Raw genomic sequence first — 12,545 nt, 5'->3', positions numbered from 1 at the left:
AACCGATACTGCAACCACGGAGAATCAACGCATGAGCAAGCAGCCAGAAGGCACCCCGGTGGAAGGACTGAAGCTTCCCATCTCGAGGCTGGTCCTGGGCACCATGACGTTCGGCGACACAGCCGATGAGGCCACCGCCGGACGCATGGTGGAGGAGGCCCTCGACGCCGGCATCACCACCATCGACACGGCCAACGCCTACGTGGGCGGCGTGACGGAAGAGATGCTCGCCCGCCTCCTCAAGGGCCGCCGCGACGACGTCGTCCTTGCCTCCAAGGCCGGCATGCCGCACGCGGACCACGGCGAGCACACGCCGCTGTCCCCGCAGGGGCTGCGCAACAGCGTGGAGGGCAGCCTGCGCCGGCTCGGCGTGGACAGCATCGACCTGTTCTACCTGCACCAGCCGGACCGGGCCACCCCGCTGCAGGACACCCTGCGCACCGTGGCCGACCTCGCGGCAGAAGGGAAGATCGGGGCGCTGGGCGTTTCCAACTTCGCCGCCTGGCAGATCGCCGACGTGATCCACGTGGCCCGCGAGGTGGGTGCGCCCACCCCCGTGGTGGCGCAGCAGCTCTACAACCTGGTGGCCCGGCGGGTGGAGGAGGAATACCTCGAGTTCGCCGCCACCCACCACGTCCACACCATGGTCTACAACCCGCTGGGCGGCGGCCTCCTCACCGGAAAGCACAGCTTCGAGGCCAAGCCCTCGGAGGGCCGCTTCGGTGATTCCAAGCTGGCCGCCATGTACACCCAGCGCTACTGGGACAAGCAGCTCTTCGACGCCGTCAACGCCCTGGCCCGCATTGCCGAGGGGGCCGGAATCAGCCTCGCCGAGCTGTCCCTGCGCTGGCTGGCCTACCGGGACGGCGTCGGCTCGATGCTGCTCGGCGGTTCCAAGGTGGAGCAGCTGCGTTCCAACATCGCCGCCGTGGCCAAGGGCCCGCTGCCCGAGGACGTCACCGCCGCGTGCGACGCCGTCGGCTCCGGGCTCCGCGGGCCCATGCCGGCCTACAACCGCTGATAACCCGCTGATTTCCCGAACCTAAGGCAGAAGACACCACATGACATCTGAACTCGCAACCGAATTCGCCCGCAAGGTCCGCGCCCGTGAGCAGGCCGTCGGCTACTGGGCAGTGCTGGACGCGCCCGTGGCAACCGAACGCATCAGCCGGCTCGGCTATGACTACGTGGCCCTGGACGCGCAGCACGGGCTGCTCGGCTACTCCGGCGTGCTGAACGGCCTGATGGCCATCGACGCCGGGCACACCGCCGTCGGCATGGTGCGGGTGGAGGCCAACGACTTCACCGCCATCGGCAAGGCGCTCGACGCCGGCGCCGTGGGCGTGATCGTCCCGCTCGTCAACAACGCGGCCGACGCCGCCGCGGCCGTTGCGGCAGCCAAGTACCCGCCGCTGGGCGGGCGGTCCTATGGACCCATGCGCTCGGCCCTCCGGATCGGCCCGGTGCCCGCCGAAGCCAACGCCGCCACCCTGGTCTTCGCCATGATCGAGACGCCCGAGGGGCTGGCCAACGTGAAGGAGATCTGCGCGACGCCCGGCCTGGACGGCATCTACGTGGGCCCGTCGGACCTGGCCATCGCCGTCGGCGGCGCCTTCCCGGGCGATCCCGCCATCGAGGCCGAGTTCAACGCGGCGCTGGAAACCATCGCCGACGCGGCCGCCTCCGCAGGCATCGCCGCCGGCATCCACACCGCCGCCGGAGAGATCGCCGCCCAGCGGCTGCGCCAGGGCTACACCTTCACCACCGTCGCGTCGGACCTGACCCACCTGGAGCTGGCCGCCAAGGCGCACCTGGCCGCCGCCAGGTCGGAGGGCTGAGGCATGCAGACAACCGACGCCGGCTACAGCACCATCACGCCCGACGGCGCCGTGAAGCGCGCGGACGGCGCAGACTTCGCGTACCTGCCGGCGCCCACCGTGCAGAGCCACGCCGCCAACCTCCTGACCCTGCCGGATGGACGCCTCGGCTGCGTATGGTTCGGCGGCACCCAGGAGGGCGTACCGGACATCTCCATCTGGTTCTCCACCCTGGAGCCGGGCAGCAGCCAGTGGTCACCGGCGCAGCAGCTGTCGGACGACTCCACCCGCTCCGAGCAGAATCCGATCCTGTTCACCGCTCCCGGCTCTGCCGGCCAGGACGGGACGCTCTGGCTCCTGTACACAGCGCAAAAGGCGGGCAACCAGGACACGGCGGAGGTCCGCCGTCGTACTTCCACGGACAGCGGCCGCACTTGGGGACCGGTGGAAAGGCTGTTCCCCGCCAACGAAACGGGCGGCGTGTTTGTCCGGCAGCTGCCGGTGCTGCTCCCGTCCGGCCGCCTGATCATCCCCATCTTCCGCTGCATCACCACGCCCGGGGAGAAGTGGGTGGGCAACAGCGACGACAGCGCGGTGATGATTTCCGACGACGGCGGCACCACCTGGAGCGAGCACATCCTGCCGGGCAGCCTGGGCTGTGTCCACATGAACATCCAGCCCGTGGCCGACGGTTCACTGCTGGCGCTGTTCCGCAGCCGCTGGGCCGACTCGATCTACGAATCCCGCTCCACCGACGACGGCACCACCTGGAGTGAGCCCGTCCCCACCGAGCTGCCCAACAACAACTCCTCCATCCAGTTCGCGGCCCTCGCCGACGGCCGACTGGCGCTGGTCTACAACCACAGCCGCGCCGAGGAGAACACCCAACGCCGGCTCTCGCTCTACGACGAAATTGACGACGACGGCCTGGCCGCCGAACAGGGCCAGCTGGTTGAGCCGGGCCCGGCTGCCGGCGCCGGAACGGGCGACGGCGGGCGGCGCGCCTTCTGGGGGACGCCGCGCTCGCCCATGACGCTGGCCATCTCCGAGGACTCGGGGCGCAGCTGGCCCGTCCGGCGGAACCTCGACGTGGGGGACGGCTACTGCCTTTCCAATAACTCCCGCGACGGCCTGAACAGGGAGTACTCCTACCCGTCCATCCACCAAGGCCCGGACGGTGCGCTGAACATCGCCTATACCTACTTCCGGCAGGCCATCAAGTATGTCCGTGTGGACCCGCAGTGGGCGTACGGGGGCAGCACTACTCCCGGAGGGGACAACGAAGCCGGCGCGGGTGAAGGGGACGAGGCGCAGTGACCGGTATCCGCCACGCGGTTGTCACGGGCTGCAGCTCGGGCATCGGCAAGGCGATCGCCGAGTGGCTGCTGGCGGACGGCTGGGCTGTCACCGGGCTGAGCCGCAGCGAAGCCTCGCTGGGGCCGGGCTTCCGGTGGCTGCATGCGGACCTGTCCGACCCGTCGTCGCTGGCCGAAACGGCAGCGGGCATTGACCCTGCCAATGCGCTGGTGCACGCCGCCGGCTACCAGCGCACCGCCCCGCTGGGCGAGCTGGACCCGGAGGCGCTCGCCGGCATGTTCGCCGTCCACGTGGGGGCCGCCAGCGCGCTGGCCAACGAGGTGGTGCCGCGGATGCCCGACGGCGGCCGGGTGCTGCTGATCGGCAGCCGGACCTCCACGGGCGCAGCGGGCAAGAGCCAGTACGCAGCCACCAAGGCTGCGCTGATGGGCATGGGCAGGACATGGGCACAGGAGCTTGCCCCGCGCGGCATCACGGTGAACGTGCTGTCACCGGGGCCTACGGACACCCCCATGCTGGCCGACCCCGGCCGGGCGGCCACGCCGCCGAAGCTGCCGGCACTGGGCCGGCTGGTGGACCCCTGGGACGTCGCGGCGCTCGCCGGTTTCCTGCTCGGGCCGCACGGAAAGTCCATCACGGGACAGAACTACGTGATCTGCGGCGGCGCCTCGCTGTGAGGCCCGGACGGACCGGACCCCTACGATGGTGACAGCAAAGGAGAACCACAGATGACCACCGCCAAAGCCAGGCGCGAAGAGATCTACCACCTCGCCGTCACCACGGGGCTGGCGTCTGTGGAGGAACTGTCGCGGCATTTCCGGGTCACCGCCTCCACCATCCGGCGGGACCTCGCCGTCCTGAACGAGGAGGGGAAGCTGGCGCGGACCTACGGCGGGGCCGTGGCGCTCGGCGCCCACCCCGAACCGTCGCTGCGGCAGCGGACCGGCGAGGCGTACGAACAGAAGCACGCCATCGCCGCCTGGGCCGCCGCCGAGGTCAAGGACGGCGAGAACATCCTGCTCGACGGCGGTTCCACCGTCGGTGCCTTGGCGCACGCCCTGCGCGGCCGGGAAAACCTGTCCGTCACCACGCCGGGAATCAACACCCTGCAGGAGCTCGCCGACTCGCCGGGCATCCAGGTGGACTGCCTCGGCGGCCGGCTGCGCGGCGTCAGCCAGACGTTCGTGGGCCCCCTCGCCGAGGCTTCCCTGGAGCGCATGAGCTTTGACCGGGTGTTCCTGGGCGCGGACGCCGTCACCGCGGACGACGGTCTCTGCGAGGCGGACCATGCGCAGACCCGGCTGAAGGAGCTCATGGCCCGGCGGGGCGACGCGGTCTACGTGCTGGCCGACTCCGGCAAACTGGGGAAGCGCCCGTTCCACGCCTGGGCAAGGCTCGCCCTGCCGTGGACCCTGGTGACGGACTCCGGCGCAGACCCGGCCCAGGTGGCGCTGTTCCGGGAGACCGGCGTGCAGGTGCAGCTGGTGCCGGTCCAGGCCGGGCAACAGGCCTCGGCGTAGGGAACACAGGCCTAACGGGACCAGCGGGGCGCCGGCAGTTGTTATTAAGAGCGAGCAAAGGTGAACACTACACATACCGCACTGACCTCGCAGGGGCTGCCCGCGGACCGGCGGTCATCGTCGGCCGCGATGCCAAGGGAAAGGACACCAGCCTGAGACGCTCGCTTGATTTTGTGCTTCGCCCGAACGGCCGGACCTTTTGGCGTTTAGCATTGTGGCATGACTGAAGCGAGCGAAGATTCGGCCGTCCTGCAGCTGCAGGACATCCTGATAGGCGCCGAAAGCGTTGACGGCTTCCTCTACGGGCTGGCCACGTTTGCCGCATCCACACTCACCGGTCTGGCAGGCACCGGCATCGAATGCGCCGTGACACTGAAGCGGCACCGGCACACCGCCACCGTTGCCGGCAGCAGCCCCCGCGCAGTCGAGCTGGACCAGATCGAGCAGGCCGTCGGCGACGGTCCCTGCATCCGGGCCCTGTTCACCATGGCCCCCGAACTTCTCGACGACGTCCGCACGGACGAACGGTGGCCGGAATACCAGAAGCAGCTGGCTGAGCACGGCGTGTATACGACCTTGGGCGTTCCCCTTGACATCGGGGAGGGTGCCAGTGCCGCGATCAACTTTTTCGGCCCCGCACCGGGCCTGTTCACGGCCGAGCTCTTCGGGCGGGCGGTCGAATTCGGCGAGCTGGCCAGCCGCACCCTGCACCTGTCGATCCGGATCGGGTCCGCGCAGGCGCGGGCGCAGAACCTTGAGGCTGCCATGCAGAGCCGCACCGCGATCGACGTTGCCTGCGGCGTCATCATGGCGCAGAACAGGTGCACGCAAAGGGAAGCCATGGACATCCTGGCCAAGGTCTCCAGCAACCGGAACCAGAAGCTGCGCGACGTGGCCGTGGAACTCCTGGGCCGGCTCTCCGGATCAGGTGTCGAGACGCACTTCGAGTAGGTCTTCAGCTCGCCGTGACGGCGCTACTTGCCGCCCTTCCCGATCATGGAGGCCGGGGGTTTGGGAAACGGTTTGGCCGGATACATCTTGGCGACCTTCAGCATGTAGTTGGCCCACTGCGGCCCGGCGATCATGTAGCCGTCAATGCGGTCATAGTGCGTGCCGTTGATGGTGATGTTCCTGCCGGGCCGTTTCTGGCCGTTCAGGGCGTCCCCGAAGAAGGACGCGGTCACGATGCCGGTGGTGTAACCCAGCACCCAGGTGGCACCGTTGCTGTTGTTGGTGCCGGTCTTGGCCGCCACCGGGACCTTGCTCTGGACTTTGGGCTTGATGTAGACGCCTGACCCCTTCTTGAGCACGTCCTGCAGGACCGAGTTCACACCCCGCGCGATATTGGGTTCGACTGCGGTCCGGCAAGCCGGCCGCTGGCTGGCCAGCGCCCGTCCGGAGAAGTCGGTCACGCGCAGGATGGCCATCGGCTCGCAGTGGCGGCCGTCGGCGGCGAAGGTGGCGAATGCGGTCGCAAGGTTGAGCGGTGAAACGGCGGTTCCACCGAGCACGTTGCCCAGCTGGTGCATATTGATCCCGGAGCCGTCCAGCCCGCTGTGCAGGCCCAGGGTGTCAACCATCTTCTGGATGCCGCAGATGTCCAGCTGCGCGACTTCGGCGAAGGTGGCCGTGTTGATGGAGTTATACAGCCCGTAGTTTGCGGGCATCCGGCGGTAGTAACCCTCCGACGCGTTCTGCAGATCGTCGGCGGCTTCGAGGCCGGCGGCGCGCTGCCTGCTGCTGTAGCCGCCAACCACCTTGGCGCACGAGTCCCGCCAGCCGAATCCCAGAGGGTACTCCCGGCGTGTGGCGTCCACCTCCTCGGTGATCTTCCGTCCCTGGTGCAGCCACTCAGCGAACGTGAACGGCTTCATGGTGGAGCCGGGCTGGAATCCACCAGCGCCGTTGAGGTCGTTGCCCTTGGCGTCCTTGGCGTCCACGTTGAAGTTCAGCTGGGTGTCGAATTTACCCGGCAGCGGGAGGAACACCGTGTTCTGCGCCATCGACAGGATTTTGCCCGTGCCGGGCTGGAGCGTCAGCAGCGAAGCCCCCCACTTGCCCGGATTGGCCCCGGCGGTGGAGTCCACCTGCGCCTGGGCCGCCGCCTGCAGCCGGCTGTCCAGGGTTGTGGTGATGGTCAGCCCGCCGCGGAACAGCTTCTGCTCCCGGGCTTCCGTGTCGGCGCCGTACGCCCGGTTGTTCAGGATCAGGTGGGACACATAGTCGCAGAAGTAAGGGGCGATGGTGGCCGCGGCGCAGCCCTGCTTGGAGCTGCGGATTTTCAGGCCGGCGCCGGAGGCGGCCGCGGCGTCGTGGTTCTTCTTGGTGATCTTGCCCTGCGCCAGCATGGCGTCCAGGACCAGGTTCCGCCGCTTGAGTGCGTTCTCCGGGTTCGTCACGGGATCGTAGAGGCTGGGGCTGTTGACGAGCCCTGCCAGCAGCGCGGCCTGCGGGAGGCTGAGCTTGCTGGCGGGAACGCTGTAGAAATGTTGCGCGGCGGCCTCGATGCCGTAGGCGCTGCGGTTGAAGAACACGATGTTCAGGTAGCCCTCGAGGATCTGGTCCTTGGTGAACTTCTTCTCCAGCTCGATGGCGAGCTTCATTTCCCGGACCTTGTCGCCAATGGTCTTCTCCCCGCTGAGGACCACCTCATCCTCGCGGCCGGAGGTTACTTTGGCTTCGTTGGCCACGTTGGTGACGTACTGCTGGGTCAGGGTGGACGCGCCTTGCCGGCCCGCGCCGGAGACGTTGCTCACCAGTGCGCGCAGGACACCCACGGGGTCGACGCCGCTGTGTTCGTAAAAGCGGCTGTCCTCGATCGCCACCACGGCGTCCTTGATGTACGGCGACATCTGTTTCAGTGGCACCCGCACCCGGTTTTCCTCATAGAACGAGGCGATCAGTTTGCCGTCCGATGTCAGGATCCTGGTGGTTTGCGCCGGCGGACGCACGGCAAGGTCGGAAGGCAGGCCATTGTAGAAGTTGAGGGACCCGTTCACGGCTGCGCCGGCGGCGGCAAGCTGGGGAACGAAGTACGCGGCAACGAGGGCGCCGCAGACGCAACTGAGGACTACGAACCCCAGCAACCTTGCCAGGGCCGAATGGGATTGCGATGCCTTGCTTTTGCGTACCATCACCACGGTTCACACCCCAAAAAAGCGTGCTTACAGAATACGCTTTACGTGACGGCCGGGCCAGAGCGGGGCCGCCACGCCAGGGCTCAGGGCAGCTCGATATTCGTCAGCTCTGAGCGGCTGCCGTTCGGTTCCTCGGTCAGGACCAGCGAGCTTACCTTAGGGCAGTAGTACTTGTGTTCCCGTGAATTGGACTCCAGCGGAGTCCAGTCGTCCACCTTGACGCAGTCCGTAAAGGTGCCCATTTTCGTGGTGACGGTCTGGCCCGTGGCGACGGTGTCCCGCATGTCCTCGGCATGGCCACGGTAATACTCCTGCCGGTAGGTGTCGCCCACGCGCTGCTCGGCCTTCATCCAGATGCCGGCCTTTGCCCCGTCCTGGCCGTGGATAAAGCTGCCGGAGTGATCCTTCAACTGGCCGTCCTTGAAGTTGTTCACGTCCTCGCCGAAGTACCACACGTCGCCGTTCTTGTGCTGGGCGAGGTAGTCCCTGGTCTCCTCGACGAGCTGCCCGTTCTTGAACTCCTTGTCCAGGTAGATGACAGTTTCGACGCCCTCAATGACCCGCGTCTCCTTGAGGATCTCGATCTCGATCCTGTTGTCGCCTGCCCCGTAGGTCATCTTCTTGCCGACTGGGAGCGCGAAGTACTTGTTGGTGATCTTCGTCGTGAAGTCCGCCGGGGTGATCTGCGGATTGTAGTCAGCAGCACTGCTTCTCAAGGTACTGAAGTAAAAAAATGCCGCCCCGCCAGCGACCAGCAACAGGACGATCATCCCCAATACGATGGTTCTTGGCTTCATGGCCCGTCCCACTCCTCGTTGAGTAGAAACCTTCATGCGGCCCGGTGCACCTGTTGCTTGCCCGGTCCATAGGAGAAAGGTAGTCCTGTCAGGCCGCCGGGGACAGAGGCAGCGCAAATCCAGTCAGCTGAACCCAGTCAGCTGACCGAGGCAACCGCTACCTTTTCGCCGTTGAAGTATTCGAGCTGCCAGCCGTCGACGGCGTGGTGGTGGGCCAGGTTGAGCACGGCGTTGTCGATGCTTTGCAGGGTGCTGCCGATGGCGCGGCTGAGGGTCAGGCGGAGAAGCGTGCCGTGCGCCACGACCAAAACGCGGCGGCCGCGGAACTCCTCGGCCAGTGCTTCCAGGGCGGCCAGACCGCGGGAGGCCGCCTCGTCGTCGCTCTCTGCCCCACGGAAGCCATCCGGGGTGCGCAGGGCCTCCAGCTCAGGGCCGGCCTGCAATCCCTCGGCGTCGCCGAAGCTGCGCTCGGTCAGCTCGGGCACGTGCCGGCTCACTGTGAGCCCCAGGCCGGCGGCGATCAGTTCGGCGGTCTCCGCCGCGCGGCCCAGCGGCGAGGATACGACCGTGTCCCACTTCTGCCCGGACAGCACGGCGACGGCGTCACGCGCCTGGCCGCGGCCGAAGTCGTTCAGCGGAATGTCGCTGGATCCCTGCAGCCGGCGCTGCGCGTTCCAGTCTGTCTGGCCGTGGCGGATGAGGGCGAAAGTCGTAAGGGTCATGCCTTCCATTGTGCCCGAGGGCGTCGGGTCCCTTAGCCGAAAAGGACCGCGGCTTCGTCGTAGCGCTTCTGTGGAACAACCTTCAGCTGGCCCAGGGCCTCCTTGAAGCCCACGTGTTCGATGTCCGTTCCCTTCTGGGCCACCATGGTGCCCCAGAGGCCCTCCACCACCAAGTGGACGGCAGCCATACCCAGGCGGGTGGCCAGCACGCGGTCAAAGGCGGACGGCACGCCGCCACGCTGGATGTGGCCCAGGATGGTGGCGCGGGTTTCGATGCCGGTCCGGGCTTCGATTTCCGGGGCCAGCTGGTCGGCGATGCCGCCGAGCCGGGGACGGCCAAAGGTGTCCAGCCCGCGTTCCGAATGGGCCTCCTCCATGTGCTCGGGAACGAAGCCTTCGGCGACCACCACCAGCGGTGCGCGCCCGCGGGCATGGGCTTCCTTCACCCACTGGGCGATCTGCTCGACGCTGACCTTCTGCTCCGGTATGAGGATGGCGTGGGCACCCGCAGCCATGCCGGAGTGCAGTGCGATCCAGCCGACGTGCCTGCCCATCACTTCGGCGATCATGCAGCGGTGGTGGGATTCTCCGGTGGTCCGTAACCGGTCGATGGCCTCGGTGGCGATCTGTACAGCGGTATCGAAGCCGAAGGTGTAGTCGGTGGCGTCGAGGTCATTGTCCACGGTCTTGGGAACGCCGACGATCTTCAGCCCGGCGTCGGCGAGGCGCTGGGCGGCTGCGAGGGTTCCTTCGCCGCCGATGGCGATGATGGCGTCGATTCCCAGCCTGTCCATGTGGGCCTTGATGACGTCAGGTCCGCCGCCGTTCTCGAACGGGTTGGTCCGGGAGGTGCCAAGGACGGTGCCGCCCTGTTTGGCGATGCCACGGACCATCGTGCGGGGGAGGTCGATGACGTCACCCTCCACCACACCGCGCCAGCCGTCGCGGAATCCGACGAACTCGTGGCCGTGAACCGCTATTCCTTTGAGGACGGCGCCGCGGATGACGGCGTTCAGGCCGGGGCAGTCGCCGCCGCTGGTGAGGATTCCGATCTTCATGTTTCGGCTCAAATCGCAGGGGTGGCCGATTCCACGGCGGCAAGCACCGACATGGCCTCCTCAACGACATCCGTTGCAGGGAATGACGGCCGGTTCACGCCGGCCATTTCCTCCAGAACGCGGACCACCTGGCAGCTGTAGCCGAACTCGTTGTCGTACCAGACATAGAGCACCAGGTTCTTGTCGTTGGAGATGGTGGCGAGGCCGTCGACGATGCCCGCGTGGCGGGAACCCACGAAGTCGGTGGAGACCACCTCGGGTGAGTCGATGTAGTCGATCTGCTTGCGCAGGTCCGAGTGCAGCGCCATCCCGCGCAGGTAGTTGTTCACCTCGTCCTTGGTGGTGCCGCGTTCCAGGTTGAGGTTAAGGATGGCCATGGACACATCCGGGGTGGGGACCCGGATAGAGCTGCCGGTGAGCTTGCCCTGCAGTTCGGGCAGTGCCTTGGCCACGGCCTTGGCGGCGCCGGTTTCGGTGATCACCATGTTCAGCGCGGCGGAACGGCCACGGCGGTCGCCCTTGTGGAAGTTGTCGATCAGGTTCTGGTCGTTGGTGAACGAGTGCACGGTTTCGACGTGGCCGTGCACCACGCCGTACCTGTCGTTAAGGGCCTGCAGGACGGGTGTAATGGCGTTGGTGGTGCAGGAGGCCGCCGTCACAATCCGGTCTGAATCGGTGATGTCGCGGTGGTTGATGCCGTGGACGATGTTCTTCAGCTCGCCCTTGCCCGGTGCGGTCAGCAGGACCCGGGCAATGCCCGTGCTCAGCAGGTGCTGGCCGAGGCCGTCCGCGTCCCGCCAGCGGCCGGTATTGTCCACCAGGATGGCGTCCTTGATGCCGTAGGCCGTGTAGTCGATGGTGGCCGGGTTGTCCGAGTAGATGACCTGGATCCGAACGCCGTTGGCGGTGATGGTGTTGGCCTCGGTGTCCACCCGGATGGTCCCTTCGAAGGGACCGTGCACGGAGTCGCGGCGCAACAGGCTGGCACGCTTCGTGAGGTCGTTGTCGGAGCCGCGCCGGACCACGATGGCGCGCAGTCGCAGGCCGTGACCCCCGCCCGCCTGCTCGATCAGGAGGCGCGCCACCAAGCGGCCGATGCGGCCGAAGCCGTAGAGCACGACGTCGGTGCTGGCGCGGCTGCCTGCCCCGCCCTTGCCCACTACCTCAGCCAGTTCGGCACGGAGGAATTCCTCCAAAGACACGCCCCCGCCGTCGGACTTGAACTTCTGATTCAGGCGGGCGATGTCGATGGCAGCGGCACCCAGCTCCAGCTGTGCCAGCATGTTCAACAAAGGTGCCGTCTCCTCCAAGAGCAGTTCGTCCTTGCTGATCCGGCGCGCGAAGCGGTGGGCCTTCAGGATGCTCATGGTGGACTTGTTGATCAGGCTGCGGCCATGGACGCTCGTCACCACGTTGTTTTCGCGGTAAAGCCGGCCGATCACCGGGATCATGGCCTCGGCGAGGGCCTCCCGGCCCATCCAGGCATCAAGACAAGAATCTGAGGTTTTTAGCATCGGGCTGCCTTTCCAAAAGGGTGGGTCTGTTCTTAGCTTCAGCTCCTGAGATGGTCTGAGAGGGGCTTGATACCAATCGTCCTGCCATCTTGGGGTAGGGGAAACGCTAATTCAGGATGGTTTTTACGACCCTTTTGGGTAGGGCGTGCTGGGTTATGCGGTGGTGGCGAACATGAGGGCCATGGTGGTCGCGCCGAGGGCTTCGAGGGCGTGTTCTGTGCGGGTGGAGTGTTGCCGTGACCCGGGGTGGTGCGGGGCGGTGGTGGTTCGGTGGCGGAGGAGCAGGACGAGGAAAACCAGTGCGGCGGTTGCGAAGAGGAGGGTGAGCAGGATTTCGGGTGTTAGGCCGAGTGCTGGTGCCGTTGTGGTTGTTCCTGTTCCTGTTCCTGTTGTTGTTGGGGTGTGGGGCGTGGTTGTCATTCCATGGTGGCTGGCCGGCATGGGCATGGGCATGGCTGCTTGGCCGGGGCCGGTGCTGTGGCTGGGGTGGGTCATCATGGCGATCATGAGGGCTGCGCCGGCCATGGTGAGGGCGTGGTAGGCGCATTTGAGTCTGCCTTGGGTGCCTGCGCAGAGGAGTTTGTATTCGGGCCGGGCGACGGCCTGGATGATGAACCAGAGTGCGGCGCCGGCGAGGAGTCCGATCTGGGCGAGGAGTGTGGA

General features: G+C 66.9%; 12 protein-coding genes. 6 read left to right on the top strand and 6 right to left on the bottom strand.

The window, feature by feature from the left end; translation table 11 throughout:
* Nucleotides 1-31: 31 nt before the first annotated feature.
* The 6 genes from ACFVTE_RS22975 to ACFVTE_RS22950 all read left to right on the top strand — a co-directional run bounded on the left by ACFVTE_RS22975 (nt 32) and on the right by ACFVTE_RS22950 (nt 5,605).
* Entirely contained in the window at nt 32-1,021 is a 990-nt protein-coding gene (locus tag ACFVTE_RS22975) for an aldo/keto reductase (RefSeq protein WP_387104741.1), read from the top strand.
* 40 nt (nt 1,022-1,061) lie between these two features.
* Nucleotides 1,062-1,838, top strand: a complete 777-nt coding sequence (locus ACFVTE_RS22970) for an HpcH/HpaI aldolase/citrate lyase family protein (RefSeq protein ID WP_387104739.1) — start codon at nt 1,062-1,064, stop codon at nt 1,836-1,838.
* Between the two features lie 3 nt (nt 1,839-1,841).
* The gene (locus ACFVTE_RS22965) at nt 1,842-3,134 is read left to right on the top strand and encodes an exo-alpha-sialidase (RefSeq protein WP_387104737.1); all 1,293 of its coding nucleotides are present in this window, start codon (nt 1,842-1,844) and stop codon (nt 3,132-3,134) included.
* A complete protein-coding gene (locus tag ACFVTE_RS22960; protein WP_387104735.1) occupies nt 3,131-3,811 on the top strand; it encodes an SDR family NAD(P)-dependent oxidoreductase in 681 nt (226 codons plus the stop codon). Before ACFVTE_RS22965 ends, ACFVTE_RS22960 begins: the two co-directional genes overlap by 4 nt.
* Before the next feature lie 51 nt (nt 3,812-3,862).
* Nucleotides 3,863-4,654: a DeoR/GlpR family DNA-binding transcription regulator gene (locus tag ACFVTE_RS22955; RefSeq protein WP_387104733.1), complete on the top strand. Its 792-nt coding sequence runs from the start codon at nt 3,863-3,865 to the stop codon at nt 4,652-4,654.
* A gap of 219 nt (nt 4,655-4,873) precedes the next feature.
* Nucleotides 4,874-5,605, top strand: a complete 732-nt coding sequence (locus ACFVTE_RS22950) for an ANTAR domain-containing protein (protein ID WP_387104731.1) — start codon at nt 4,874-4,876, stop codon at nt 5,603-5,605.
* A 23-nt stretch (nt 5,606-5,628) separates the two neighbouring features.
* On the opposite strand, the gene ACFVTE_RS22945 is transcribed toward ACFVTE_RS22950, so the two are convergent.
* The 6 genes from ACFVTE_RS22945 to ACFVTE_RS22920 all read right to left on the bottom strand — a co-directional run.
* Nucleotides 5,629-7,788 (bottom strand): transglycosylase domain-containing protein, encoded by a 2,160-nt coding sequence (locus ACFVTE_RS22945; protein WP_387104728.1) that lies wholly within the window; start codon nt 7,786-7,788, stop codon nt 5,629-5,631.
* 86 nt (nt 7,789-7,874) lie between these two features.
* Nucleotides 7,875-8,588, bottom strand: coding sequence for a hypothetical protein (locus ACFVTE_RS22940; RefSeq protein WP_387104726.1), 714 nt, complete (start codon nt 8,586-8,588; stop codon nt 7,875-7,877).
* Nucleotides 8,589-8,725: 137 nt separating this feature from the next.
* Nucleotides 8,726-9,319: a histidine phosphatase family protein gene (locus ACFVTE_RS22935; protein ID WP_387104723.1), complete on the bottom strand. Its 594-nt coding sequence runs from the start codon at nt 9,317-9,319 to the stop codon at nt 8,726-8,728.
* A gap of 23 nt (nt 9,320-9,342) precedes the next feature.
* On the bottom strand, nt 9,343-10,368 hold the full coding sequence (locus tag ACFVTE_RS22930) for a 6-phosphofructokinase (protein ID WP_387104722.1): 1,026 nt from the start codon (nt 10,366-10,368) through the stop codon (nt 9,343-9,345).
* A gap of 8 nt (nt 10,369-10,376) precedes the next feature.
* Entirely contained in the window at nt 10,377-11,882 is a 1,506-nt protein-coding gene (locus ACFVTE_RS22925; RefSeq protein ID WP_387104720.1) for a glyceraldehyde-3-phosphate dehydrogenase, read from the bottom strand.
* Nucleotides 11,883-12,035: 153 nt separating this feature from the next.
* The coding region (locus tag ACFVTE_RS22920; RefSeq protein WP_387104718.1) for a DUF5134 domain-containing protein at nt 12,036-12,545 on the bottom strand (510 nt) is incomplete at its 5' end.

Origin of the sequence: Arthrobacter sp. NPDC058097 (assembly GCF_042884885.1) — a bacterium.
In the GTDB taxonomy this organism is placed as follows: domain Bacteria; phylum Actinomycetota; class Actinomycetes; order Actinomycetales; family Micrococcaceae; genus Arthrobacter.
The sequence above is the reverse complement of the archived record's forward strand: the minus strand, read 5'-3'. Positions and strand labels throughout refer to the sequence as shown.

Excerpts from the sequence above, each read along its gene's own strand:
- ACFVTE_RS22965 (WP_387104737.1), top strand. The coding sequence starts at position 1,842 with ATGCAGACAACCGACGCCGGCTACAGCACCATCACGCCCGACGGCGCC.
- ACFVTE_RS22940 (WP_387104726.1), bottom strand. The coding sequence starts at position 8,588 with ATGAAGCCAAGAACCATCGTATTGGGGATGATCGTCCTGTTGCTGGTC.
- ACFVTE_RS22950 (WP_387104731.1), top strand. The coding sequence starts at position 4,874 with ATGACTGAAGCGAGCGAAGATTCGGCCGTCCTGCAGCTGCAGGACATC.
- ACFVTE_RS22945 (WP_387104728.1), bottom strand. The coding sequence starts at position 7,788 with ATGGTACGCAAAAGCAAGGCATCGCAATCCCATTCGGCCCTGGCAAGG.
- ACFVTE_RS22970 (WP_387104739.1), top strand. The coding sequence starts at position 1,062 with ATGACATCTGAACTCGCAACCGAATTCGCCCGCAAGGTCCGCGCCCGT.
- ACFVTE_RS22935 (WP_387104723.1), bottom strand. The coding sequence starts at position 9,319 with ATGGAAGGCATGACCCTTACGACTTTCGCCCTCATCCGCCACGGCCAG.
- ACFVTE_RS22975 (WP_387104741.1), top strand. The coding sequence starts at position 32 with ATGAGCAAGCAGCCAGAAGGCACCCCGGTGGAAGGACTGAAGCTTCCC.
- ACFVTE_RS22955 (WP_387104733.1), top strand. The coding sequence starts at position 3,863 with ATGACCACCGCCAAAGCCAGGCGCGAAGAGATCTACCACCTCGCCGTC.
- ACFVTE_RS22930 (WP_387104722.1), bottom strand. The coding sequence starts at position 10,368 with ATGAAGATCGGAATCCTCACCAGCGGCGGCGACTGCCCCGGCCTGAAC.
- ACFVTE_RS22925 (WP_387104720.1), bottom strand. The coding sequence starts at position 11,882 with ATGCTAAAAACCTCAGATTCTTGTCTTGATGCCTGGATGGGCCGGGAG.